This is a genomic window from Ensifer sp. ENS07, assembly GCF_014852185.1.
In the GTDB taxonomy this organism is placed as follows: Bacteria; Pseudomonadota; Alphaproteobacteria; order Rhizobiales; family Rhizobiaceae; genus Ensifer; species Ensifer adhaerens.
On the sequence record NZ_JACVBE010000001.1, the window covers coordinates 1,244,320 to 1,266,454 of the forward strand.

Annotated in this window: 22 protein-coding genes and 1 tRNA gene; 10 read left to right on the top strand and 13 right to left on the bottom strand. The window is 61.7% G+C overall.

What is annotated here, in order from left to right; genetic code table 11:
- Window positions 1-17: 17 nt before the first annotated feature.
- The gene (gene recG, locus IB277_RS06240; protein WP_110819792.1) at window positions 18-2,123 is read right to left on the bottom strand and encodes an ATP-dependent DNA helicase RecG; all 2,106 of its coding nucleotides are present in this window, start codon (window positions 2,121-2,123) and stop codon (window positions 18-20) included.
- Between the two features lie 155 nt (window positions 2,124-2,278).
- Between recG and IB277_RS06245 the strand changes: the two genes are divergently transcribed.
- Window positions 2,279-2,584, top strand: coding sequence for a succinate dehydrogenase assembly factor 2 (locus tag IB277_RS06245; protein WP_034791024.1), 306 nt, complete (start codon window positions 2,279-2,281; stop codon window positions 2,582-2,584).
- Window positions 2,585-2,591: 7 nt separating this feature from the next.
- On the top strand, window positions 2,592-6,095 hold the full coding sequence (mfd, locus tag IB277_RS06250; RefSeq protein WP_060517410.1) for a transcription-repair coupling factor: 3,504 nt from the start codon (window positions 2,592-2,594) through the stop codon (window positions 6,093-6,095).
- Between the two features lie 77 nt (window positions 6,096-6,172).
- Here the strand turns inward: mfd and IB277_RS06255 are convergent, their stop codons facing one another.
- Together IB277_RS06255 and IB277_RS06260 are read right to left on the bottom strand one after the other, a co-directional pair.
- Window positions 6,173-6,835, bottom strand: a complete 663-nt coding sequence (locus IB277_RS06255) for a DsbA family oxidoreductase (protein ID WP_060517076.1) — start codon at window positions 6,833-6,835, stop codon at window positions 6,173-6,175.
- A gap of 88 nt (window positions 6,836-6,923) precedes the next feature.
- Window positions 6,924-8,738, bottom strand: coding sequence for an extracellular solute-binding protein (locus tag IB277_RS06260; RefSeq protein ID WP_192370804.1), 1,815 nt, complete (start codon window positions 8,736-8,738; stop codon window positions 6,924-6,926).
- 272 nt (window positions 8,739-9,010) lie between these two features.
- On the opposite strand from IB277_RS06260, the gene IB277_RS06265 reads away from it, so the two are divergent.
- Complete coding sequence (locus tag IB277_RS06265; RefSeq protein WP_034791027.1) at window positions 9,011-9,640, top strand: invasion associated locus B family protein; 630 nt, start codon at window positions 9,011-9,013, stop codon at window positions 9,638-9,640.
- Window positions 9,641-9,718: 78 nt separating this feature from the next.
- Here IB277_RS06265 and hspQ read toward each other — a convergent pair whose 3' ends face one another.
- The 3 genes from hspQ to IB277_RS06280 form a co-directional block, all read right to left on the bottom strand.
- A complete protein-coding gene (gene hspQ / locus IB277_RS06270; protein ID WP_034791060.1) occupies window positions 9,719-10,048 on the bottom strand; it encodes a heat shock protein HspQ in 330 nt (109 codons plus the stop codon).
- Between the two features lie 283 nt (window positions 10,049-10,331).
- Window positions 10,332-11,741, bottom strand: a complete 1,410-nt coding sequence (gene glnA, locus IB277_RS06275) for a type I glutamate--ammonia ligase (protein WP_034791062.1) — start codon at window positions 11,739-11,741, stop codon at window positions 10,332-10,334.
- Between the two features lie 65 nt (window positions 11,742-11,806).
- Complete coding sequence (locus tag IB277_RS06280; protein WP_003528058.1) at window positions 11,807-12,145, bottom strand: P-II family nitrogen regulator; 339 nt, start codon at window positions 12,143-12,145, stop codon at window positions 11,807-11,809.
- Between the two features lie 39 nt (window positions 12,146-12,184).
- Between IB277_RS06280 and IB277_RS06285 the strand changes: the two genes are divergently transcribed.
- Window positions 12,185-12,394: a hypothetical protein gene (locus IB277_RS06285; protein ID WP_210339576.1), complete on the top strand. Its 210-nt coding sequence runs from the start codon at window positions 12,185-12,187 to the stop codon at window positions 12,392-12,394.
- A gap of 94 nt (window positions 12,395-12,488) precedes the next feature.
- Window positions 12,489-13,964 carry an NAD(P)H-hydrate epimerase gene (locus IB277_RS06290; protein WP_110819791.1) on the top strand — a complete coding sequence of 492 codons (1,476 nt, stop codon included), beginning with the start codon at window positions 12,489-12,491 and terminating at the stop codon, window positions 13,962-13,964.
- Window positions 13,965-14,035: 71 nt separating this feature from the next.
- Here the strand turns inward: IB277_RS06290 and gpt are convergent, their stop codons facing one another.
- Together gpt and IB277_RS06300 are read right to left on the bottom strand one after the other, a co-directional pair.
- Window positions 14,036-14,533: a xanthine phosphoribosyltransferase gene (gene gpt / locus IB277_RS06295; protein ID WP_034791068.1), complete on the bottom strand. Its 498-nt coding sequence runs from the start codon at window positions 14,531-14,533 to the stop codon at window positions 14,036-14,038.
- 129 nt (window positions 14,534-14,662) lie between these two features.
- Entirely contained in the window at window positions 14,663-15,418 is a 756-nt protein-coding gene (locus IB277_RS06300) for a competence/damage-inducible protein A (protein WP_089044665.1), read from the bottom strand.
- A gap of 164 nt (window positions 15,419-15,582) precedes the next feature.
- On the opposite strand from IB277_RS06300, the gene wrbA reads away from it, so the two are divergent.
- The 3 genes from wrbA (at window position 15,583) to IB277_RS06315 (ending at window position 16,953) form a co-directional block, all read left to right on the top strand.
- Entirely contained in the window at window positions 15,583-16,182 is a 600-nt protein-coding gene (gene wrbA / locus IB277_RS06305) for an NAD(P)H:quinone oxidoreductase (protein ID WP_034791083.1), read from the top strand.
- 229 nt (window positions 16,183-16,411) lie between these two features.
- The gene (locus tag IB277_RS06310) at window positions 16,412-16,654 is read left to right on the top strand and encodes a DUF2188 domain-containing protein (protein ID WP_034791085.1); all 243 of its coding nucleotides are present in this window, start codon (window positions 16,412-16,414) and stop codon (window positions 16,652-16,654) included.
- Between the two features lie 80 nt (window positions 16,655-16,734).
- Window positions 16,735-16,953, top strand: a complete 219-nt coding sequence (locus IB277_RS06315) for a hypothetical protein (RefSeq protein ID WP_034791089.1) — start codon at window positions 16,735-16,737, stop codon at window positions 16,951-16,953.
- An 84-nt stretch (window positions 16,954-17,037) separates the two neighbouring features.
- Here IB277_RS06315 and IB277_RS06320 read toward each other — a convergent pair.
- The 5 genes from IB277_RS06320 to IB277_RS06335 all read right to left on the bottom strand — a co-directional run bounded on the left by IB277_RS06320 (window position 17,038) and on the right by IB277_RS06335 (window position 20,301).
- Window positions 17,038-17,122 (bottom strand) — tRNA-Leu (locus IB277_RS06320).
- Window positions 17,123-17,192: 70 nt separating this feature from the next.
- Window positions 17,193-17,327, bottom strand: a complete 135-nt coding sequence (locus IB277_RS38585; protein WP_255380875.1) for a hypothetical protein — start codon at window positions 17,325-17,327, stop codon at window positions 17,193-17,195.
- Window positions 17,328-17,459: 132 nt separating this feature from the next.
- Complete coding sequence (locus tag IB277_RS06325) at window positions 17,460-18,170, bottom strand: HAD family hydrolase (protein WP_210187439.1); 711 nt, start codon at window positions 18,168-18,170, stop codon at window positions 17,460-17,462.
- Between the two features lie 4 nt (window positions 18,171-18,174).
- A complete protein-coding gene (locus tag IB277_RS06330) occupies window positions 18,175-18,765 on the bottom strand; it encodes a hypothetical protein (RefSeq protein WP_034791097.1) in 591 nt (196 codons plus the stop codon).
- Between the two features lie 81 nt (window positions 18,766-18,846).
- A complete protein-coding gene (locus tag IB277_RS06335) occupies window positions 18,847-20,301 on the bottom strand; it encodes a TrkH family potassium uptake protein (RefSeq protein ID WP_034791099.1) in 1,455 nt (484 codons plus the stop codon).
- 155 nt (window positions 20,302-20,456) lie between these two features.
- Here IB277_RS06335 and ilvA point away from each other — a divergent pair, with 155 nt between their 5' ends.
- The gene (gene ilvA, locus IB277_RS06340) at window positions 20,457-21,704 is read left to right on the top strand and encodes a threonine ammonia-lyase (protein WP_090295555.1); all 1,248 of its coding nucleotides are present in this window, start codon (window positions 20,457-20,459) and stop codon (window positions 21,702-21,704) included.
- A gap of 74 nt (window positions 21,705-21,778) precedes the next feature.
- Complete coding sequence (locus tag IB277_RS06345) at window positions 21,779-22,099, top strand: HlyU family transcriptional regulator (protein ID WP_090295552.1); 321 nt, start codon at window positions 21,779-21,781, stop codon at window positions 22,097-22,099.
- Window positions 22,100-22,135: the final 36 nt, after the last annotated feature.

The following is a 22,135-nucleotide window of genomic DNA, read 5'->3' on the forward strand; positions in this document are numbered from 1 at the left end:
TTTGGCAGGGTGGTCGGTCAGCCGGCGCGCAGGAAGCGGATCGCCTCATCGCGGCGGTAGAGATAGAGCAGCGTACGGAGCGCTTCGCCGCGCTCCGAAGTGAGGTCCGGATCGCGCTCGATCACGTAGGCGGCGTCCTTCCGCGCGATTTCGAGCAGATCGCCGTGGGCCTCCAGGCTGGCGATGCGAAAACCGGGCGTGCCTGACTGGCGCGTGCCGAGCAACTCGCCTTCGCCGCGCAGCTTCAGGTCTTCCTCGGCGATCAGGAAGCCGTCCTCGCTGTCGCGCAGGATCGAGAGCCGCGCGCGGCCGGTTTCGCCGAGCGGTCCCTTGTAGAGCAGGATGCACGTCGATGCCTCGTCGCCACGGCCGACGCGGCCGCGCAACTGGTGAAGCTGGGCAAGGCCGAAGCGTTCCGCATGCTCGATCACCATGATTGTTGCGTCGGGCACGTCGACGCCGACTTCCACGACTGTTGTCGCAACCAGCAGGCGGACCTCGCCGTTCTTGAAGGCGAGCATGACGGCGTCCTTCTCCGCCCCGTTCATACGGCCGTGTACCAGGCCGACATTGTTGCCGAAGCGCTTGGCGAGGCCTTCGTATCGTTCTTCGGCCGACATGACGTCGACGGCTTCGGACTCTTCCACGAGCGGGCAGATCCAATAGGCCTTCTTGCCTTCGCGAAGGGCAGCGTCGAGCCGATCGACGATGTCGCCAACGCGCTCCGTCGGGATCGTCACCGTCTGGATCGGCTTGCGTCCGGCGGGCTTTTCCGTGAGCTTCGAAACGTCCATGTCGCCGAAGGCGGCAAGCACCAGCGTGCGCGGGATCGGCGTTGCCGTCATGACCAGCATATGCGGCGAGATGCCCTTGGCGGTCAGGCGCAGGCGCTGGTGAACGCCGAAGCGATGCTGTTCGTCCACCACCGCCAGTGTCAGCTCCTTGTAGCTCACCGTGTCCTGGAAAAGCGCATGCGTGCCGATCACCATGCGCGTTTCTCCGGACGCGATGCGCTCGAGAATGGCGCCGCGCTCCTTGCCCTTGGTGCGGCCGGTCAAAACGTCGATGGCGATGCCGGCGGATGCGGCCATCCTTGCAAGCGTCGCATGGTGCTGGCGGGCGAGAATTTCGGTCGGCGCCATCAGCACCGCCTGACCGCCGGATTCGACGGCGGCGAGCATCGCCATCAGCGCCACCATCGTCTTGCCGGAGCCGACATCGCCTTGCAGCAGCCGGAGCATACGCTCGGTGCCGGCCATGTCCTTCAGGATGTCGGCGATCGCCGTCGACTGACTGGCTGTCAAGGAAAAGGGAAGGGCGTCGATGACCGGACGGGAAAGCACACCGGTCGCGTGAACCGGTACTCCCGCGACCTTGCGCAGGCGCTGGCGAACGAGAGCCAGGGACAATTGCCCGGCGAGAAACTCGTCATAGGCGAGGCGGCGGCGGGCAGGTGCCTGCGGATCAAGGTCGGTCGCGTCGCGGGGATCATGCAGCGCGCGGAAACTTTCGGCTGCGGTGCTGAAACCTTGTCGCGTCAGCAGCGCGTCGTCCATCCATTCGGGCATGTCCGGAACGCGGGCGACGGCGGCCTCGATCGACTTGCGCAATATCCTTGGTGAAAGTCCCGCTGTCAGCCCGTAGACCGGCTCGACCAGCGGCAGGTTTTCCGCCTCGCTTGCCCGGACCGCATAGTCAGGGTGAACCATGGAGGGGCGGCCGTTGAACCAGTCGACCTTGCCGCTGACGATGACTGTCTCATCGACCGGCAGCGATTTTTCCAACCAGTTGCCCTTGACGCGGAAGTAGGTGAGCGCCAGCTCCCCGGTCTCGTCATGCAGGAAGACGCGATAGGGCAGGTTGGGCTTTCCGCGCGGGGGCGGCTGGTGGCGATCGACCCGACCGGTGATGGTGACGATAACCCCTTGAGGCGCGTGGGCGATGCCAGGCTGTTGGCGCCGGTCGATCAACGAATGCGGCGCGTGAAAAACGAGATCGACCACGCGGCAGTCTTCGATCGTCTCGCGACCGAGCAAACGGGCATAAAGTTCGCCGATCTTCGGGCCGATGCCTGGAAGCGTGTCGAGCGGGGAGAAGAGCGGATCTAGCAGGGCGGGGCGCATGGCGATGAAATTGCGATGATAATTCGGGCTTTGGCAAGGCTGACAATCGGCTATTCAGAGTTTATAGAGCCGTTGACGACAAACCGTACCCCAAAGGCCTCGCGCGTTCGTCCGAGCGTGCAGGCGTCATCGCGGGCGGCAGGAAGGAATTTCCCATGACCGGTATCTCTCGCACCAGCGCCGATCTCGATCCGCGTCGACGGCGGATCCTGTTCCGTGCCTGGCATCGCGGCATTCGCGAGATGGATTTGATCCTCGGGCAATTTGCAGAGGCTGAGCTCTCGACGCTTTCTGAAGCACAACTCGATGAACTCGAGACGATCATGGGCGAGGAAGACAACGATCTCGTCAAGTGGATCATCGGCGAACAGCCGGTGCCGGCTTGCTATCAGACGCAGATGTTTCAGCGCATCGCTGCCTATCGTCCGGATTTCGACAAGCTTCCCGAAGGGATGAAATAGACCGATGATGCTGGCTGGCCTTGATCCGAAGAAGATTGTCGAAGCACAGCGAGAGATCACGATCGGGCCGGTGCCCTCCGGGGCCGAGGCGCTGATCCTTGCTGAGCTCGCCCGCGCCGGCCAGCCGGTCGCCTACATTCTATCGGACGGCCAGCGGATCGCCGATCTTGAGCAGGTCCTCTCATTCGTCGCGCCCGACATTCCGGTGCTGACGCTTCCCGGCTGGGACTGCCTTCCCTATGACCGCGTCTCGCCGAGCGCCGACACGTCGGCACGGCGGCTGGCGGCGCTGAGCGCCTTGATTGCGCACAAGAAGAAGCCGCATGCGGCGATCGTGCTGGTGACGGTCAACGCCGCCCTCCAGAAGATCTCGCCGCAGGACGTGATCCAAAGCCTGGCGTTTTCGGCCCGTCCGGGCAATCAGGTGCGTATGGACGACATCGCGATGCGGCTGGAGCGCAACGGCTTCGAGCGTGTCGCGACCGTGCGTGAGGTTGGCGAATACGCAGTGCGCGGCGGCATCCTCGATGTCTTCGTGCCGGGGAGCGGCGAGCCGCTGCGCCTTGATTTCTTCGGCGATACGCTCGAAACAATCCGCTCGTTCGATCCTGCAAGTCAGCGCACGACCGGTCAGGTCCGCTCCCTCGATCTCAATCCGATGAGCGAGGTGTCGCTGACGCCCGAAACGATCAGCCATTTCCGTAAGCACTACCTGTCGCTGTTCGGCGCGACGACCCGCGACGACGCGCTTTACCAGGCTGTCTCCGAAGGCCGGCGCTATGCCGGCATGGAGCATTGGCTGCCGCTGTTCTATGACGGGCTGGAGACAGTCTTCGACTATCTCGACGGCTTCCGTATCGTCACCGATCATCTGGCGCGCGAAGCTGCGGCTGAGCGCTCGAAGCTCATTCTCGACTATTACGACGCCCGTTTAGCCTCGGCGTCTCCGGGCAAGGCGCAGGCCACCCAGGGTACGCCCTACAAGCCGGTTCCGCCGGAGCTGCTCTATCTCAGCTCGCAGGGCTTCAACGCCGGCCTGAGCTCACGCGACGCCATTCGCCTGTCGCCCTTCAACGAGCACGAGGGCGAAGCCCGCCAGGTCATCTCGGTCGATGCGCGCCAGGGCATGCGTTGGGCGAAGTCGGCGGGTGAGGGCGAAGCCGAAGACGAACGCGTTAACGTCTTCGATCAGGCGGTCAAGTACATCGCCGAGCGGCGCTCGAAGGGCGCCAAGGTGGTGATTTCAGGCTGGAGCGAAGGATCGCTCGATCGCCTGCTCCAGGTTCTCGCCGAACACGGTCTCGGCAACGTCAAGCCCATCAAGGCACTCGCCGAGATCAAGTCGCTGAAGCCGGGCGAGGCGGCCTCGGCCGTGCTCAGCATCGAAGCCGGTTTCGAGACGGGCGATCTCGTTATCATCGGCGAACAGGATATTCTGGGCGACCGCATGGTCCGCCGCTCGAAGCGGCGCAAGCGCGGTGCCGACTTCATCGCCGAGGTGGCTGGTCTCGACGAGGGCAGCTATGTCGTGCACGCCGAACACGGCATCGGCCGTTTCGTCGGCCTGCGCACCATCGAGGCGGTCGGTGCCCCGCATGATTGCCTCGAGCTCGTCTATGCCGACGATGCCAAGCTGTTCCTGCCGGTCGAAAACATCGAGCTTCTGTCGCGCTACGGTTCAGAAGGCACCGATGCGATCCTCGACAAGCTCGGCGGCGTCGCCTGGCAGGCGCGCAAGGCCAAGCTCAAGAAGCGGCTGCTCGATATGGCGGGCGGCCTCATTCGCATCGCCGCCGAACGCCATACGCGCCGGGCGCCGGTGCTCGCCGCACAGGACGGCGTCTATGATGAGTTTGCCGCTCGCTTCCCCTATGACGAGACCGAAGACCAGCTGAACTCGATCGAGGCGGTGCGGGAAGATCTCGGCAGCGGCCGTCCGATGGACCGCCTCGTCTGCGGCGACGTCGGCTTCGGCAAGACGGAAGTGGCGCTTCGTGCCGCCTTCATCGCTGCCATGAACGGCGTACAGGTCGCGGTCGTCGTGCCGACGACGCTGCTTGCCCGCCAGCACTTCAAGACCTTTTCCGAACGGTTCCGTGGGCTGCCGATCCGCATCCAGCAGGCGTCGCGCCTCGTCGGTTCCAAGGAACTGGCGCTGACGAAGAAGGAAGTGGCCGATGGCAAGACCGATGTCGTCGTCGGTACCCATGCGCTCCTCGGCACGTCGGTCAACTTTGCCAATCTCGGCCTCTTGATTATCGACGAGGAACAGCACTTCGGTGTCAAGCACAAGGAGCGGCTGAAGGAGCTGAAGTCCGACGTGCACGTGTTAACGCTTTCGGCGACGCCGATCCCGCGCACGCTGCAGCTTGCCCTGACCGGGGTGCGTGAACTGTCGCTGATCACGACGCCGCCGGTCGACCGCATGGCGGTGCGCACCTTCATCTCGCCCTTCGATGCGCTGGTGATCCGGGAAACGCTGATGCGCGAGCACTATCGCGGCGGCCAGAGCTTCTATGTCTGCCCGCGCCTGAGCGACCTGTCGGAAATCCATGATTTCCTGAAGTCGGACGTTCCGGAGCTGAAGGTAGCCGTCGCCCACGGCCAGATGCCGGCAACCGAGCTCGAAGACATCATGAACGCCTTCTATGACGGCCGTTACGATGTGCTGCTGTCGACGACGATCGTCGAATCCGGTCTCGACGTACCGACGGCCAACACGCTGATCGTGCATCGTGCCGACATGTTCGGTCTTGCGCAGCTCTACCAGCTTCGCGGTCGCGTCGGTCGCTCGAAGGTGCGCGCCTTTGCGCTGTTCACTCTGCCGGTCAACAAGACGCTGACGGGCATGGCCGAACGCCGGCTGAAGGTGCTGCAGTCGCTCGACACGCTCGGTGCCGGTTTCCAGCTCGCAAGTCACGACCTCGATATCCGCGGTGCTGGCAACCTGCTCGGCGAAGAGCAGTCGGGCCATATCAAGGAGGTTGGCTTCGAGCTTTACCAGCAGATGCTCGAGGAAGCGGTCGCCGAACTCAAGGGTGAGGAAGAAATCCACGACACCGGCTGGTCGCCGCAGATTTCGGTCGGAACGCCCGTCATGATCCCGGAACACTACGTTCCGGATCTGCATCTGAGGCTCGGCCTTTATCGTCGTCTCGGCGAACTGACGGACCTGAAGGAGATCGACGGCTTCGGCGCCGAGATGATCGACCGCTTCGGTCCGCTGCCGATCGAGGTCCAGCATCTCTTGAAGATCGTCTACATCAAGTCGCTCTGCCGCACGGCGAATGTCGAGAAGCTCGATGCCGGGCCGAAGGGCGTCGTCGTGCAGTTCCGCAACAAGGAATTCCCGAACCCTGCGGCACTGGTGGGTTACATCGCCAAGCAGGGCACGCTTTCGAAGATCCGGCCCGACCAGAGCATCTTCTTCCAGCGCGAACTGGCGACGCCGGAAAAGCGCCTGTCCGGTGCAGCAATGGTGATGACGCAGCTCGCCGGCCTGGCGAAGTAAGAAAAAACCGTACTGCCGCGTGGTGCGGCAGTACGGTCGAGGTCTGTCGAGCAAGTCTGTTTCAGGTCGTGTCGAGATCAGTTCGGCTTGCCGCTCGCCTTCATCTCGGCGATTTCGCGCAGCGCATTCGTCAATACGTCGACCGATTGCGCGCCCATCACGGCATATTGTCCTTCGAGGATGAAGCAGGGAACGCCGGTCACGCCCATCTCGCGGGCCATGCCAACCTCTTCCTTGACCGCATCCTTGTCGGCATCGGAGCCAAGCAGAGCCGCAACGACGGGGCGATCGAGGCCTGCTTGCTCGGCGATATCGAGCAGGACCGCGTGATCACCGACATTGCGGCCTTCTTCGAAATTGGCCTTGAACAGCAAGCCGACGACGGCCGACTGCGCCTGCTCGCCGTTGGTCGCGGCCCAGCGGACAAGCCGATGAGCGTCAAGCGTGTTCGGGCTGATCTTCACCGCATCGAAGTCGAAGGCGATGCCGTCGGCATTGCCGAGTTCGCGCAGCGTGTCGTGGGCGCGATCGACGGCCGCCTGGCCTCCGAGCTTCTCGGCAAGATGCCGCTTGTGATCGATCCCCTCGGGCGGCAGGTCGGGATTGAGCTGGTAGGGGCGCCAGTTGACCGTGACCAGCACGTCCGGAAGATTGGCAATCGCCTGGTCGAGCCGCGCCTTGCCGAGATAACACCAGGGACAAACAACGTCCGAGACAATATCGATGCTGACGGTTTGCATGGTGTGGGCGCCTTTCCTTGTTCGGTTGAAGGCGAGATAAGCCGGTTTCATCCGGCTTTCAATGCGTTACCAAAAGGGAACCAACCCTCTATTGTGCGTTTTGATCCCACCAGGTCGGAAGCTGGTAGCCGTAGAGCGGCATGGTATCGGGCCGGCCGATATGCTTGCGTCGCGCCACCCACTGTACGTCGAGGTGATAGAGCGGCACCAGATAGGAATTGTTGACGAGCAACCGGTCATGCGCACGCACCGCCGCCGTGAAGTCTTCGCTCGTGCGGGCCTGCAGGATGTTATTGACCATCCGGTCGACGTCCTTGTCGGCGACGCCGGCGAAGTTGTCGCTGCCCTGCCGGTCGCGCGCCTGTGAGGTCCAGCGCCCGGCCTGCTCGATGCCGGGTGACAGCGTCGAGGGGAAGGATTTGATGATCACGTCGTAGTCGAAGGACTGGCTGCGCTGCTGGTACTGCGAATCGTCGACAGTGCGCACGGACGCCTGGATGCCGAGAGGTGCGAGAAATCGCTGGTAGGCGAGGGCGATTTTTTCCTGGCCGGCATTCTGGCTCATGATCTCGAACGCGAGCGGTTTGCCCTGCGGGTCGACCATCTTGCCGTCCTTGATCTGATAGCCGGCCTCGCGCATCAGAGAGACGGCAACACGCAGCACGTTGCGATCGCGCCCGGACGCGTCGGTCACCGGCAGGCGATAGGTGCCGTCGAGGATCGCCGGGTTGATTCGATCGCGGGCGTCGCCGATCAGGCCGAGTTCGCGGTCGTCGGCCGGTGCGCCGAGAAAACTCAGCGCCGAGTTCTGCCAGTAGCTCTGCGTGCGCGTATAGGCGCTGTCGAAGAGGTTCTTGTTGACCCACTCGAAGTCGAAGACCAGCGCCAGGCCCTGGCGGAGCTTCAAGTTGTCGAACATTGGCCTGCGGGTATTGAAGACGATGCCGAGCATGCCGGACGGCGTCTTCGGCGTGAAGGTTTCCTTGACGACCTCGCCGGAACGAACCGCCGGGAAATCGTAGCCGCGCGCCCACTTGGTGGCGCTGCCTTCCGGATAGATGTCGATCTCGCCCTTCTTGAAGGCTTCGAACAGCGAGTTCTCCTGGAGGAAATACTCCACGGAGATCTCGTCGTAATTGTCCTGGCCGACCTTCGAGGGCAGGTCCTTGGCCCAATAGTCCGGGTTTCGCTTGTAGACGATGCGCTCGCCCGGTTTCACCTCCGCGACGCGGTAGGGGCCGGAGCCGAGCGGCGGCTTCAGCGTGGTCTGGTCGAAGGTCGCAAGGTCGATGGCATGTTTCGGCAGCACCGGCGACAGGCCGAGCAGGAGCGGCAGCTCGCGGTCGGCATCCTCGGTGAAGGTAAAGCGCACGCTGCGCTCCCCGACCTTTTCGAGCTTCGCCACCTTGGCCATGCGGTTGCTGAAGGGGACACGCCCCTTGTCACGCAGCAGCTCGAAGCTGAAGATCACGTCCTCGGCGGTAACAGGTTGCCCGTCGGCCCAGCGGGCCTTCGGGTTGAGATTGAACTGGATGAAGGTCCGGTCGTCATCCCACTCCACTGTTTCGGCGAGCAGGCCATACATGGTGAAGGCCTCGTCGCGCGAACGCTGCATCAGCGATTCGTAGACGAGGTTGCCGTATTCCGGATCCCACATGCCGCGTGCGGTGGTGCGCATGCTCTTCAGGATGAAGGGATTGAGGCTGTCGAAGCTGCCGACGACGCCATAGGAGATCTTTCCACCCTTTTTTACGTCCGGATTGACGTAGGGAAAGTTCTTGAAATCGGCAGGCAGCGCCGGCTCTCCGTGCATGGCAATCGCATGCACGGGAGCGGCTGCCGCAGCAGTGCCGAATGAAGTGGCGGTCAGGATCAGCGCCAGACCGGAAAGAATTGCACGCAAGGTCACCTCCCGTGAGGGGTATCAACAGGCCGATTCCCCGAACGTTACCAATGCCGACGGATGAATCCAACCGATCCGCGGTCCAAATTCCGCCTAGTATGAAGTCAAAAAATGACAGGAAACACTGGATAATCGAAGCGAGCCAATGTAACAGGTGTTTCCGGAAACGGGGTCATGCATTTGCCTTATTTGGCCAACAGGACAACGGCGGCTGACGATACTCACCTGCGGAACAACTGTTCCGTTACCGGATTTCAGGAGACGGAATCACAATGATCTTCAAGTCGAATATTGCAAAACGTTCGGGCATGGCAGCGCTGGCGCTCACTGTAGCTGCTGCGGGCGTTCCGAGCGTTGCGTCTGCACAGCAGGCTGGCGGCAAGCCGCCGCAGGGCTGGTTCAAGGTTTGCACCAAGCAGGAAGACAACGATGTCTGCATCGTTCAGAACCTGCTGACCGCCAACAACGGCCAGCTCGTGACCGCTGTCGGCCTCATCACCGTCTCCGGCAAGGTCAACCGCAAGATCATGCAGGTTTCCGTACCGTCCGCGCGCCTCATTCCGACCGGCGTTCAGATGCAGATCGACGGCGGCAAGCCGGTCAAGCTCGACTACGCCATCTGCATGCCCGACAAGTGCGTTGCAGAAGCGCCGCTTTCCGACCAGCTGATCGCCAGCCTGAAGAAGGGCAATGAGGTCGTCTTCACCTCGGTCAACTTCCAGCGCGCTCCGAACCCGATCAAGATGGCCCTGACGGGCTTCACCGGTGTGTTCGACGGCGAGCCGATCGAGCAGTCGCAGCTCGAAGAGCGTCAGCGCCTGCTGCAGGAAGAAATGCAGAAGAAGGCCGAGGACGCGCGCAAGAAGCTTGAAGAAGCCCAGAAGGCTGCCAAGCAGAACTAAGCGGTCCTCCGCAAACTCATAAAGAAACGCCCGGACCTCGCGGTCCGGGCGTTTTCATTTGTTCGAGAGCGCAGTGCCTTAGTGCCGGAACGTCGCCTTGGGTCTGTAGTGGCCGACGCCATCCTTGTCGAACAGGGCATCGACTTGCGCGTGGCGCATCGGCCGGTCGCTGTCGTCGAATTCCAGGTTCTGCTCGGAGACGTAGGCGACATACTCGCTGTCGTCGTTCTCGGCGAACAGGTGATAGAAGGGCTGATCCTTGCTCGGGCGGATCTCCTGCGGAATGGCGTTCCACCACTCCTCGGTGTTGGCGTATTCCGGGTCGACGTCGAAAATGACGCCGCGGAACGGGAAAACCCGATGGCGAACCACCTGTCCGATCTCGAATTTGGCGTTTCTCTGTTTCATGACGCAACACATCCTTTCAGGAGATTATCTGGGTTGGCGAACCCAAAACATCAATAGGGAATTCCCTACACCCTCCATTGATCGATCTCGCCGCGCGTGTCCCGCGGACGCGCAAAAGTTGTTGGCAACATAATATCACACAATTCGACGGTTTCGTGCCGCTCCTTGTTCAGGGCGCTCGCAATCGTGCGCGCCAAAGAAAAGGCCGGCGGCTCCGTTTGAGAAGCCGCCGGCCCTTGAGCACGGCTTGAACCGGTTGCCGATGCCGCCGGTTCCAATGGTTTTAGACCGAGTAGTACATGTCGTACTCGACCGGATGCGGGGTCATTTCGAAGCGCATGACTTCCTGCATCTTAAGTTCGATGAAGGAATCGATCTGGTCGTCGTCGAAGACGCCGCCGGCCGTCAGGTACTTGCGGTCCTTGTCGAGGCTTTCCAGCGCTTCGCGCAGCGAGCCGCAAACGGTCGGGATCTTCTTCAGTTCCTTCGGCGGCAGGTCATAAAGGTCCTTGTCCATGGCCTTGCCGGGGTGCAGCTTGTTCTTGATGCCGTCGAGGCCGGCCATCAGCATGGCTGCGAAGGCGAGGTAGGGGTTGGCGGTCGGGTCCGGGAAGCGGACTTCGACGCGCTTGGCCTTCGGGTTGGTGCCGAACGGAATGCGGCACGAAGCCGAACGGTTGCGTGCCGAATAGGCGAGCAGAACCGGTGCTTCATAGCCCGGGACGAGACGTTTGTAGGAGTTCGTCGACGGGTTGGTGAAGGCGTTCAGCGACTTGGCATGCTTGATGATGCCGCCGATGAAGTAGAGGCAGGATTCCGACAGGCCGGCATATTCATCGCCGGCGAAGGTCGGCTTGCCGTCCTTCCAGATCGACAGGTGTACGTGCATGCCCGAGCCGTTGTCGCCGAAGATCGGCTTCGGCATGAAGGTTGCCGTCTTGCCATAGGCATTGGCGACCTGGTGCACGACGTACTTGTAGATCTGCATCTTGTCGGCGTTGCGCACCAGCGCGTCGAACTTGACGCCGAGCTCGTGCTGGGCGGCCGCCACTTCGTGGTGATGCTTTTCGACGGTGACGCCCATTTCGGACAGAACCGTCAGCATTTCAGAGCGCATGTCCTGGCAGCTGTCGATCGGCGGAACCGGGAAGTAGCCGCCCTTGACGCGCGGGCGGTGGCCGAGGTTGCCGGTCTCATAATCGGTGTCGTCGTTCGACGGCAGTTCCGAGGAGTCGAGCTTGAAGCCGGTGTTGTACGGGTCGGCCTTGTACTTGACGTCGTCGAAGACGAAGAATTCTGCTTCCGGGCCAACGAAGACGGTGTCGCCGATGCCGGATGCCTTGAGGTAGGCTTCAGCCTTCTTGGCCGTGCCGCGCGGGTCGCGGTTGTAGGATTCGCCCGAAACCGGATCGAGAATGTCGCAGATGATGACCATCGTCGACTGCGCGAAGAACGGGTCCATATGCGCTGTTTCCGGATCGGGCATCAGCACCATGTCGGACTCGTTGATGGCCTTCCAGCCGCCAATCGAGGAACCGTCGAACATGACGCCATCGGCGAACATGTCTTCGTCGACGCAGACCACATCCATCGTTACGTGCTGCAGCTTGCCCTTGGGATCGGTAAAGCGCAGGTCGACGAACTTGACGTCGTTGTCCTTGATTTGCTTCAGAATATCGCTTGCAGTCGTCATTTGCCGTTATTCCCTGTGTGAGATGACGAGGATTTGAAAAGAACCGGGCCGAACGGCCCGTGATGTCAGATGGCGTCGAGGCCGGTTTCGCCCGTGCGAATTCGGATGACTTCTTCCACATTGGAAACGAAAATCTTTCCGTCACCAATGCGGCCGGTTTGCGCGGCGTTGCGGATCGCCTCGATGACGGCCTCCGCGTTTTCATCCGCCAGCACGACTTCGACCTTTACCTTCGGCAGGAAGTCCACCACGTATTCGGCGCCGCGATACAGCTCCGTGTGACCCTTCTGCCGCCCGAAGCCCTTGGCTTCCGTGACGGTGATACCCTGCAGACCGACTTCCTGAAGGGCTTCCTTCACTTCGTCGAGCTTGAAGGGCTTAATGATCGCTTCGATCTTTTTCATGAGAAAATGTCTCTCCGCTTCTCCCTTGAAAGCAGGATCATGCCCGCTCGCCCTGAATATGCACGTTGCATGCCAGTTTTTCTGCGAAAATCTGTCAGAACGACAAAAAATCTGCTGTCGGCGCGCCGATTGCGGGATTTCCATACCTTCGGCGGGCGCGATCTGCCTATTTTTTATGATTTCCGATCTAAAGATGCCCGCTTTTTGCGGCGTCTCCGCGTCATTGCTGGCGCAAAGCTTGTTATTTGAGCAACAATTATGTGCAAATGCATGATTTTAAGGCAATCGTGAAGGAGGAGCTGAGGCCTTGCTTCACGCGCGTGGGCATGGATAAGTCTGGCGCATGCGCTCCGACCTTCAGCACCTGTTGATCACGCCCGCCGAAATGACGGCAATCGACCGGGCGGCAGCCCAATCCGGCATCGATAGTTTTACGCTGATGCGCAACGCCGGACTGGCGGTGACGGCGGCGGCCCTGCGACATTTTCCGGATGCCCGCCGCTTCGTCGTGCTCTGCGGTCCAGGCAACAATGGCGGTGACGGGTACATCGCAGCCCGCGGCCTTGCCGAAAGCGGGGCGGATGCCGCGGTGTTCGTCCTCGGCGATCCCGCCAGGCTTCAAGGCGATGCAGCGCGGGCCTGGTCCGACTGGAGTGGTCCTGCTGCGCCAATCTCTGCATTCGAACCACAGGCTGGCGATGTCGTCATCGATGCGCTCTTTGGGGCGGGCTTGTCACGCGACCTCCCTGACGACGTCGCTCACCTTATAGAACGGGTCAATGCCAGCGGCGTTCCGGTCGTTGCCATCGATCTGCCGAGCGGCATCGACGGCCGGACGGGCGAGATCCGGGGCGCCGCCTTTGCCGCTCGCCACACCGTCACGTTCATGGCGCCCAAGCCCGGTCATTGGCTTCTGCCCGGGCGATCCCTCTGCGGCACACTCGAGGTGTTCGATATCGGCATTCCCGCGCGGATTGTGCGTGCCGGTGCAGGTTCGCTGCGCCTCATCGCGCCGTTCCTCTGGGCGGGCTGGGGAGGTGACCTGGCGGCCTCGACCCACAAGTTCAAGCGCGGGCATCTGGTCGTTTTCTCAGGCGACCGCCAAGCAACGGGCGCGGCGCGACTTTCGGCGGCAGCGGGCCTTGCGGCTGGCGCTGGCCTGGTTACCGTCGCCACCGGCAAGGCCGCGCTCGGCATCAATGCGTCTCATCTGACGGCGGTGATGGTGAAGGAGATAGAAGGAAGGCGGGAGCTTACCAAATGGCTACAGGACCAGCGCCTGGGAAGCTTCGTGCTTGGGCCGGGTTTTGGCATCGGCAAGAAGGCGAGGGACTTTGCGCTTGCGCTCTGCGATCGCTCTCTGGTGCTCGACGCCGATGGCATCACCTCGTTCCAGACGAACCCCGGCGAACTGTTCGCAGCGCTGGCGAAAGGCGGCGGGCAAATGGTGATGACGCCGCATGATGGCGAGTTCGCTCGCCTCTTTCCGGAGATCGCCGGAGACCATGGGCTTTCGAAGATCGAGAAAGCGCAGGCCGCGGCGCGGGCGAGCCATGCCGTGATCGTCCACAAGGGCGCCGACACCGTCGTTGCCGCGCCGGACGGGCGGGCCGTCGTCAACAACAATGCGCCGCCGTGGCTGGCAACCGCCGGATCAGGGGACGTACTTGCCGGCATCGTCGGCGCGCATCTGGCGAAAGGAATGCCGGCCTTCGAGGCGGCGGCCGCCGCGGTCTGGCGCCATGGCGCAGCGGGCGCCAAGGCAGGGCCAGGCTTGACCGCTGAAGCGCTAATCGGCGCGATACCGCCGATCAGCTGATCGAAAACGCGCGGCCCGACAAGTCACCGCTTGGAAAGGCGACGTACGCCGCATCCGGAACGTATGGGCAGTTAGCCGCGCGTGCCCTTGGCGATCGGCTCCTGGTAGGTGAAGCCCAAGTCCCAGGGGAAATAGATCCAGGTGTCCTGGCTGACTTCGGTCACGAAGGTATCGACGAGCGGCCGGCCCTTCGGCTTTGCGTAGACGGCAGCGAAATGCGCCTTCGGCAGCATTGCCCGTACTTCGGCCGCGGTCTTGCCGGTGTCCGTCAGGTCGTCGACGATCAGCACGCCTTCACCGCCGTCCTTGGTGATTTCAGGCGTGATGCCCTTCAGCACTTTCATCTGCCCCTGCGTGTCGTAGTCATGGTAGGAGGCGACGCAGACGGTTTCGATCATCCGGATATTGAGTTCGCGCGAAATGATCGCGGCCGGAACCAGGCCGCCACGGGTGATGCAAACCATGGCACGCCATTCCTGGCCGTTGTCGGCTAGCCGCCAGGCAAGCGCCCGGGCATCGCGGTGGAACTGGTCCCAGGAAACGGGAAAGGCTTTATCGGGCAGCGACATGGGTGGGCTCCGGCTTGTCTGAACGAGGGTAAGGCGAAGCGTCCGGCAGATCGGGCAGGCGGGAACGCGTCATCCTGATTTGCCGACATGCAATAACGGCATTGAGGCCTTGAGTGCAAGGGCTTCGCGCTATCCCTTTGCCCGCGCATCGGCGATTGCCTGGATCATCGCCTGGACATCAGCCTCCGCTGCAGCAAGCGCTTCCGGATCGCGGGCCCGCACGACGATATCCGTCGAGAAGGTCTTGCCGTCAAATTTCGGGTAGGAGCCGATGCTCGTCTCCGGATGGTTCTTCTGCACTTCGGTCAGCGGGCTGCCGATATCGCCCTCGCCGAAGGGCGAGCGTACGGTGCGGGAGAGGAGGGGCGAGCCGACGTTCAGGCCGGGCAGCAGCGCGTCGAGCATGGCCTGGAAGACCTGCGGCACGCCGGCCATGACATGCACGTTGCCGATGGCGAAGCCAGGCGCTGTCGATACCGGGTTGGGGATATGGCGTGCACCGAATGGCATGCGCGCCATGCGCTTGCGCGCGTCGGTAAACTCCATGTTGCGGCGTTCGTACATGGCGCCGAGCAGCGCCATCGCCTCGGACTCGTAGATGCATTCGACGCCGAAGGCGCGAGACACGGCATCGGCCGTGATGTCGTCATGCGTCGGGCCGATGCCGCCGGATGTGAAGACGTAATCGTAGCGGCTGCGCACCGCGTTGATCGCCTCGACGATCGCCGCCTCGTCGTCGGCGACGATGCGCACTTCCTTCAGGTCGATGCCGACCATGGTCATCATGTCGGCGAGGTGACCGATGTTCTTGTCCTTGGTTCGCCCCGACAGAAGTTCGTCGCCGATGGCGACCATGGCGGCAGTGACGACTTTTATGCTGCTCATCGGGTGATCCTGTTTGTTTAGTCAGTCATTTAACAGTGAATTATTATTGTTCACATTGCGAGAACAGTCTGTTTCCCGGACGGCTCCTCGCATGCGGCTGCATTTTGATAAATCTTCCGCGCAGCAGTGATCAAGTGGGATCGCTTGTATCCAAAGGAGCAATTATGGCCAAGGTTCTCGTTCTCTACTATTCGGCATACGGACACGTCGAAACCATGGCTTACGCCGTGGCCGAAGGCGCCAAGTCTGCCGGCGCCGAAGTCGACGTCAAGCGCGTTCCGGAACTGGTGCCGGACGAGATCGCCAAGGCCTCTCATTTCAAGCTCGACCAGGCCGCGCCGATCGCCCATGTCGAGGAGCTTGCCCAATACGACGCGATCATCTTCGGCGCCGGCACGCGCTTCGGCACCGTTGCTTCGCAGATGCGCAACTTCATCGATCAGACGGGTAGCCTGTGGGCGTCTGGCAAGCTGGTCGGCAAGGTCGGCTCGGTCTTCACGTCCTCGGCCACCCAGCATGGCGGTCAGGAATCCACCATCCTCGGCTTCATTCCGACGCTGATGCATCACGGCATGGTCGTCGCTGGTCTTCCCTACGCCTTCCAGGGCCAGATGGGCCTTGACGAAATCAAGGGCGGCTCGCCCTATGGCGCCTCGACGATCACCGATGCCGACGGCTCGCGCCAGCCGTCCGAGGTCGAACTCCAGGCGGCCCGCTTCCAGGGCGCGCACGTCGCCAAGATCGCTGCGAAGCTTTCGGCCTGATCATTTCGACGCAATCGTTTCAAGAGCTTAGGCGGCACCGCAAGGGGCCGCCTTTTTGTTTTGCGGCTAGCCTTTCCGGGTGATTCGCGAATGTGGCAATTCGTACCACACTTGTGCTAATATCCGCGGCGTTCGGCATTGAGTATGCCTTTGACGAGGAGGAATGCAGGGCCGTGCGGCAACGGCCCGCCGAAGACGGAAACGTCTTTCGGATTATCGGGAGGGAAGTATGGCGCGAATTACGTACACCATCGTTCCTCATGACGGCGGATGGGCCTATAAGGCCGCCGACGCCTTTTCGGAACCCTTTCCCAACCGCGAAACGGCGCTTGCCGCCGCCAAGGCCGCCGCCGCCGAACAGCAAGTCGGCGGCGACGACGAGGAGATCAGCTTCCAAGACGAAGAGGGCCACTGGCACTTCGAACACACGGATGGCGGCGATCGGCCTGAAGCGACCGTCGAAGACGGCTGAAACGGTCAAGGCGACCGGCTCATTGCGAACACATAGCGTTTAGTATTGCGTGCACACCATCTCTCCACGGAGGATATTCGATGCACTACAGCGTTCAGATCTTCACCTGGACCCCGCGGCAGGGTGTCCACCAGGTCGGATCGGCAATCGAGGTGGACGCCCCCAATTCCAAGGCGGCAGCGGTCTCGCTTCTCGGCCTCAGGCTGGAAAACCAGGGATGCGCAACGAAACTCGCCGTCCGCGTCTGGCACGACGACGCCTACCAGGCGGAATGCGATTGTTATTACTACAACAACTGAGCGGCCAGTCTCGCCGGCGCAACGTCTCGCTCTCCTGAGAGCGTCGGATGCGCCTATCCTGTTGATCCTTGAAAACCGATTGCCTGGTGCGGGCGGCGGGGATCGAACCCGCACAGCCAAGGCCGAGAGATTTTAAGTCTCTTGCGTCTACCAGTTTCGCCACGCCCGCATACAGCCTAGATCAAACACTCAGGTCAAACAGTCAAGGGTGATCGGGGGTTTCGGGGTGGACAACGCGCTTAGGCGCGCTGTTCTCTCGTCTTCATGAAGTAGAAGACGGCCGCGGCAATCAGTGCCCCAAGGCCGTAGACGATAAACGCGTCGACAAACGGCCAGCCCGAATTGAACGAGTAGATGGCGGGTGCGGGAAACAACAGAACCGCCGAAAACAAGCGCCAACATTGGTTCCCCTCATCTAAGCCACCATGGGGACGATAAGCTGACTCGTGTATCATCGATACGAATCATCTTATAGTTTCAATCGACTTGGCGCTTGCGGACGACAGTCAAGCCTTCAGTGTCAAGCGCTCAAGGACCGTGGCCAACCCGCCGAGATCCGCAATCTCGCGAAAACGCGGATGGTCCTCCGGCTTATCGTGGTGTTCGAACGACCAGGTGAGCGCGTGCGGGACATAGACACCCCAGCTTCCGGCACCGAGTGCAGGCACGATATCCGACTTCAGCGAATTGCCGACCATCATGCTTTTCAGCGCTCCGTCGCCGTGGCGTTTGAAGATGCGCTCGTAGGTGGCGACGGTCTTGTCGCTGACGATCTCGACGGCGTTGAAGTAGTCGCCAAGGCCGGAGGCGGCGAGCTTGCGCTCCTGGTCGAAGAGATCGCCCTTGGTGATCATGACAAGTCGAAAATGGCCGTGAAGCGCCTCGAGGGTTTCCTTGACATGCGGCAGCGGCTCGACCGGGTGCACGAGCATGTCGCGCCCAACGGCGAGGATTTCTGCGATGACCGAGGAGGGGACTTTGCCACCGGTAACGTCAACGGCGGTTTCGACCATGGAGAGCACGAAGCCCTTAATGCCGAAGCCGTAGAGCCCAAGGTTGCGCTTCTCTGCGGCAAGCAGCCGGTCGGAGAGATGTTCGGTGTCGGTGTGCGGTCTCAGAAGCTCGGCGAAGCGCGCTTCCGTCAGCCGGAAGAACTGCTCGTTCTGCCAGAGTGTATCGTCGGCATCGAAGCCGACGGTCGTTACAGTATGGGGCATAATATTACGGTCCGGCAATCTTGAAGGGTTGGTCGACGCTGGCACTTTTGCCGCTGTTGACGTCATTGAAGTGGAAGCGCAGCACATAGTCGCCGGCAGGCGCGCCGGAAACGTCGATGGTCAGCGTCGAATAGATTTCCTGGTTTCTGAGGTGGCCGGTGAAGGTGAAATCGCCGAACGCCTTCTGGCCGGCGAGCACGTCGCCCTTCGGATTGAGAATATCGAAATCAACGGTGAAGTGGCTTTCGAGTTGGCCTTTCGTTGCCGAATCCTTCCAGGTGAGGCCGATCGGCTCGATATAGGAGATCAGCGACTCTCCCTCCTTGAAGACTGCGCCCTCGCGCGGATCGTACATGGCGTAGCCAGTCGGCGCCTTGGTCACGAAAACCGCCTTGCCGATCGCCAGCGGCAACGTTTGCGAAAAGTCGCTCATCGCCTGGCGGAGCAGGTCATGGGCTTTCGCCGCGTCGCCGGAAGCCGCGAGCTTTTCGGCCTGCACCGCCGCGTCGGCAAGCGGGCCTGCATGGGCCGCGAGACCAGCCGAAAGCGTCACGGCGGCGGTCAGCATCGCCAGACGACGTATATGTTTCACCATGACGTTCCCCCATCGCCGGTTTCGACCGACTTTCGGCATCTGCTGCACCGAGTCAAGACGATAGGGCCGCCAGGCGAATGGTCAATGCTTCCAGAAGACCGGCGTCAGGATTACCAGCACGGTCAGCACTTCGAGACGACCGAGCAGCATCATCAGCGACAGCAGATAGAGTTCGGGATCGCCGAGCGTCGAGAAGTTGCCGGCCGGCCCGATGATCGGACCAAGGCCCGGGCCGACATTGGAAAGGCAGGTAATGACGGCCGAGGTGGCGGTGACCAGATCGTAGCCGAGCGCGCCCATGGCGAGACTGCCGAGCACCCAGAGCAGCATATAGGTGATGAAGAACAGGAAGATGGAGCGCTGCGTGTCCGCGTCGACGGTGTTGCCGCCATAGCGCACCGCATAGATCGCATTGGGGTAGACGATCTTGTTCAAACCCGACCGGATCGCATTGAAGAGCACGATGAAGCGATAGGCCTTGATGCCACCGGCGGTCGAGCCGGAGCAACCGCCCATGAAGGTGGCGATGAAGGCTGCGATGACGACGAAGGGTCCCCAGAGGCTGTAGTCCTGGCTGGCATAGCCGCTGGTCGAGAGGATAGAGGTGATGTTGAAGAAGGAGTGTGCCAGCGCCAGATGGAATTCCACGCCATTGGCGAGCCGATGATAGACGGCAACGGCAATCGAGAAGGCCGAGAGATAGCCGAGGAACACGATGATCTGCGGGTCGCGCAGCGCATCCAGCCTGCCACGGGCGACCAGCACGATCAGGATCGAGAAGGGCAGGCTGCAGAGCGCCATAAAGAAGGTGGCGGTCCAGAGCAGCGGAATGCTGCCGAAATAGGCGAAGGATGCGTCATGGGTGGAAAAGCCACCCGTCGCCACCGTCGACATCGCGTGGTTGATCGCATCGAAGCGGTTCATGCCCGTCAGGAAATAGCCGATCGTGCAGAGAAGCGTGATGACGACATAGATCGCGAGGAAAGCGCGGCTGAAGCTCGCGAGCCGGGCAAATGGTTTGTCACCGGTGTCGGAGGATTCCATCTTGAAGAACGACATGCCGCCGACCCTGAGATAGGGGATGATGAACAGGCCGAGCACGACGATGCCGATGCCGCCGAGCCAGCACAAAAGTGACCGCCAGAGGAGGAGCCCGGGCGGCGCATCGTCCAGACCGACGATCACTGTCGCACCGGTCGTCGTGATGGCCGAGACGGATTCGAACAGTGCCTGGGCAAAATCGAGCTTCATCGATGACAGCCAGAGCGGGATCGCGCCGACAACCGAGAACACGGCCCACAGCATATTGACGAGAACAAAGCCGAACTTCTTGGAGAAGGGCGGCGGGCCCATGCGCGTCGCCATGAAGGTCGCAAGCGAAAGGCCGCCGACCATGAACGCCGAAGCGGCAAAGATCTGCCAATCCGAATGGCCGTAATAGAGATCGACCATCGCCGGCACCAACATGGCGCAGGCAAGATATATGCCGAGGATCGCCGAAATGTGCACGGCATGCCGGATCAGGGTTGCGTTCAAGCGTTTATTTCCCGGAAGAACAGTGTGGCCGTGCCGGTGGAACGGTCAGTGCGTCATTTTCAACGTCGGCCCGATTCGAGTCAAAGCCATGGCTTCGGGCGTTGCGATGTGCAATAGCGACGGCCAGCGACCAACTCAACGGAAGACCGCACGTGATGAAGCAGGATGTCGAAACCGCAACCGAAGCCTTGCGGGAGATCTTCCCGCCGACGCCGCTGCAGCTCAACGAGCATTTGAGCGCACGCTACGGTGCGAATATTTATCTGAAGCGCGAGGATCTTTCGCCGGTTCGCTCCTATAAGATCAGGGGCGCCTTCAACTTCTTCCGCAAGGCGATCGGTGCCGGCGCCTCGGGTAAGACCTTCGTCTGCGCCTCGGCCGGCAACCATGCCCAGGGCTTCGCCTTCGTCTGCCGCCATTTCGGCGTTCCGGGTGTCGTGTTCATGCCGGTGACGACGCCGCAGCAGAAGATCGACAAGACCAGGATGTTCGGCGGCGAGTTCATCACGATCAAGCTGGTCGGCGATATCTTCGACCAGTGCTACAAGGCGGCCCGCGATCACGTGGACGCAATCGGCGGTGTCATGGTGCCGCCTTTCGACCACGCCGACATCATCGAGGGACAGGCAAGCGTCGCGGCGGAAATTGCCTGGCAACTGCCGGAAGAGGTGGTTCCGGATCTCGTCGTGCTGCCGGTTGGCGGTGGCGGTCTTGCCGCCGGCGTCACCGGCTACCTCAAGGATAAGGTTGCAGCCGATCACTTCATCTTCTGCGAGCCGTCGGGTGCGCCGAGCCTGCGCGAAAGCCTGGAAACCGGCAGCGTCGTGACCCTCGATCAGGTCGACAACTTCGTCGACGGTGCCGCGGTTGGGCGCATCGGCGACCTCAATTTTGCGGCACTTCGGCGTTTCTCGCCTGACCAGGTCATGTTGCTGTCGGAGAACGCGATCTGCCAGACGATCATCGACATGCTGAATGTCGAAGGCGTCGTGCTTGAGCCGGCTGGCGCTCTTTCGATCTCGGCGCTGGAAGCGCTGGGACCGGAGACGCTTGCGGGCAAGACGGTGGTCGCGGTCGTTTCCGGCGGCAACTTTGATTTCGAGCGCCTGCCTGACGTCAAGGAGCGGGCGATGCGCCACGCCGGCCTCAAGAAGTACTTCATCCTGCGCATGGCACAGCGGCCGGGCGCGCTCCGCGACTTCCTCAACCTGCTCGGCGACGAGGACGATATCTCGCGCTTCGAATATCTGAAGAAGTCAGCGCGCAACTTCGGTTCCATCCTGATCGGCATCGAGACGAAACATGCCGAGAATTTCCCGGTGCTGAAGGCTCGCTTCGACGCCGCGGGGCTGCGCTACCAGGACATTACCGAGAACGAGATCCTTTCCAACCTCATCATCTGACGGGAGTGGGCGTCGCGGTCAATTATCGGCACTTAGGCTTTGACAGTGTCGGCCGCGGCGTCTAAGTCTTGGGCATGGCATCGTTTTTCTCGAAATTGTTCGGCCGATCCGGCAACTCCGAAGACCAGGCGCAGGCAGCACCGGGGAAATCCGAGGCCTATGCGGATTGCACCATCCGTGCGACACCGATGCGCGAGGGCTCGCAGTACCGTCTGGCGGGTAACATCGAGAAGGCCTCGGCCGAAGGCGGCGCCAAGGTTCGCAGCTTCATCCGTGCCGATCTCTTCACGTCCGAGCAGGACGCGATCGACGCGGCGCTGCGCAAGGGGCGCCAGATCATCGACCAGACTGGCCCGTCGCTGTTTTCCGACGTCGCCTCGTCGCGCCAGGTCTGAGCCGGCCTGTCTCTTCAAGATAATCTAATGTAAACA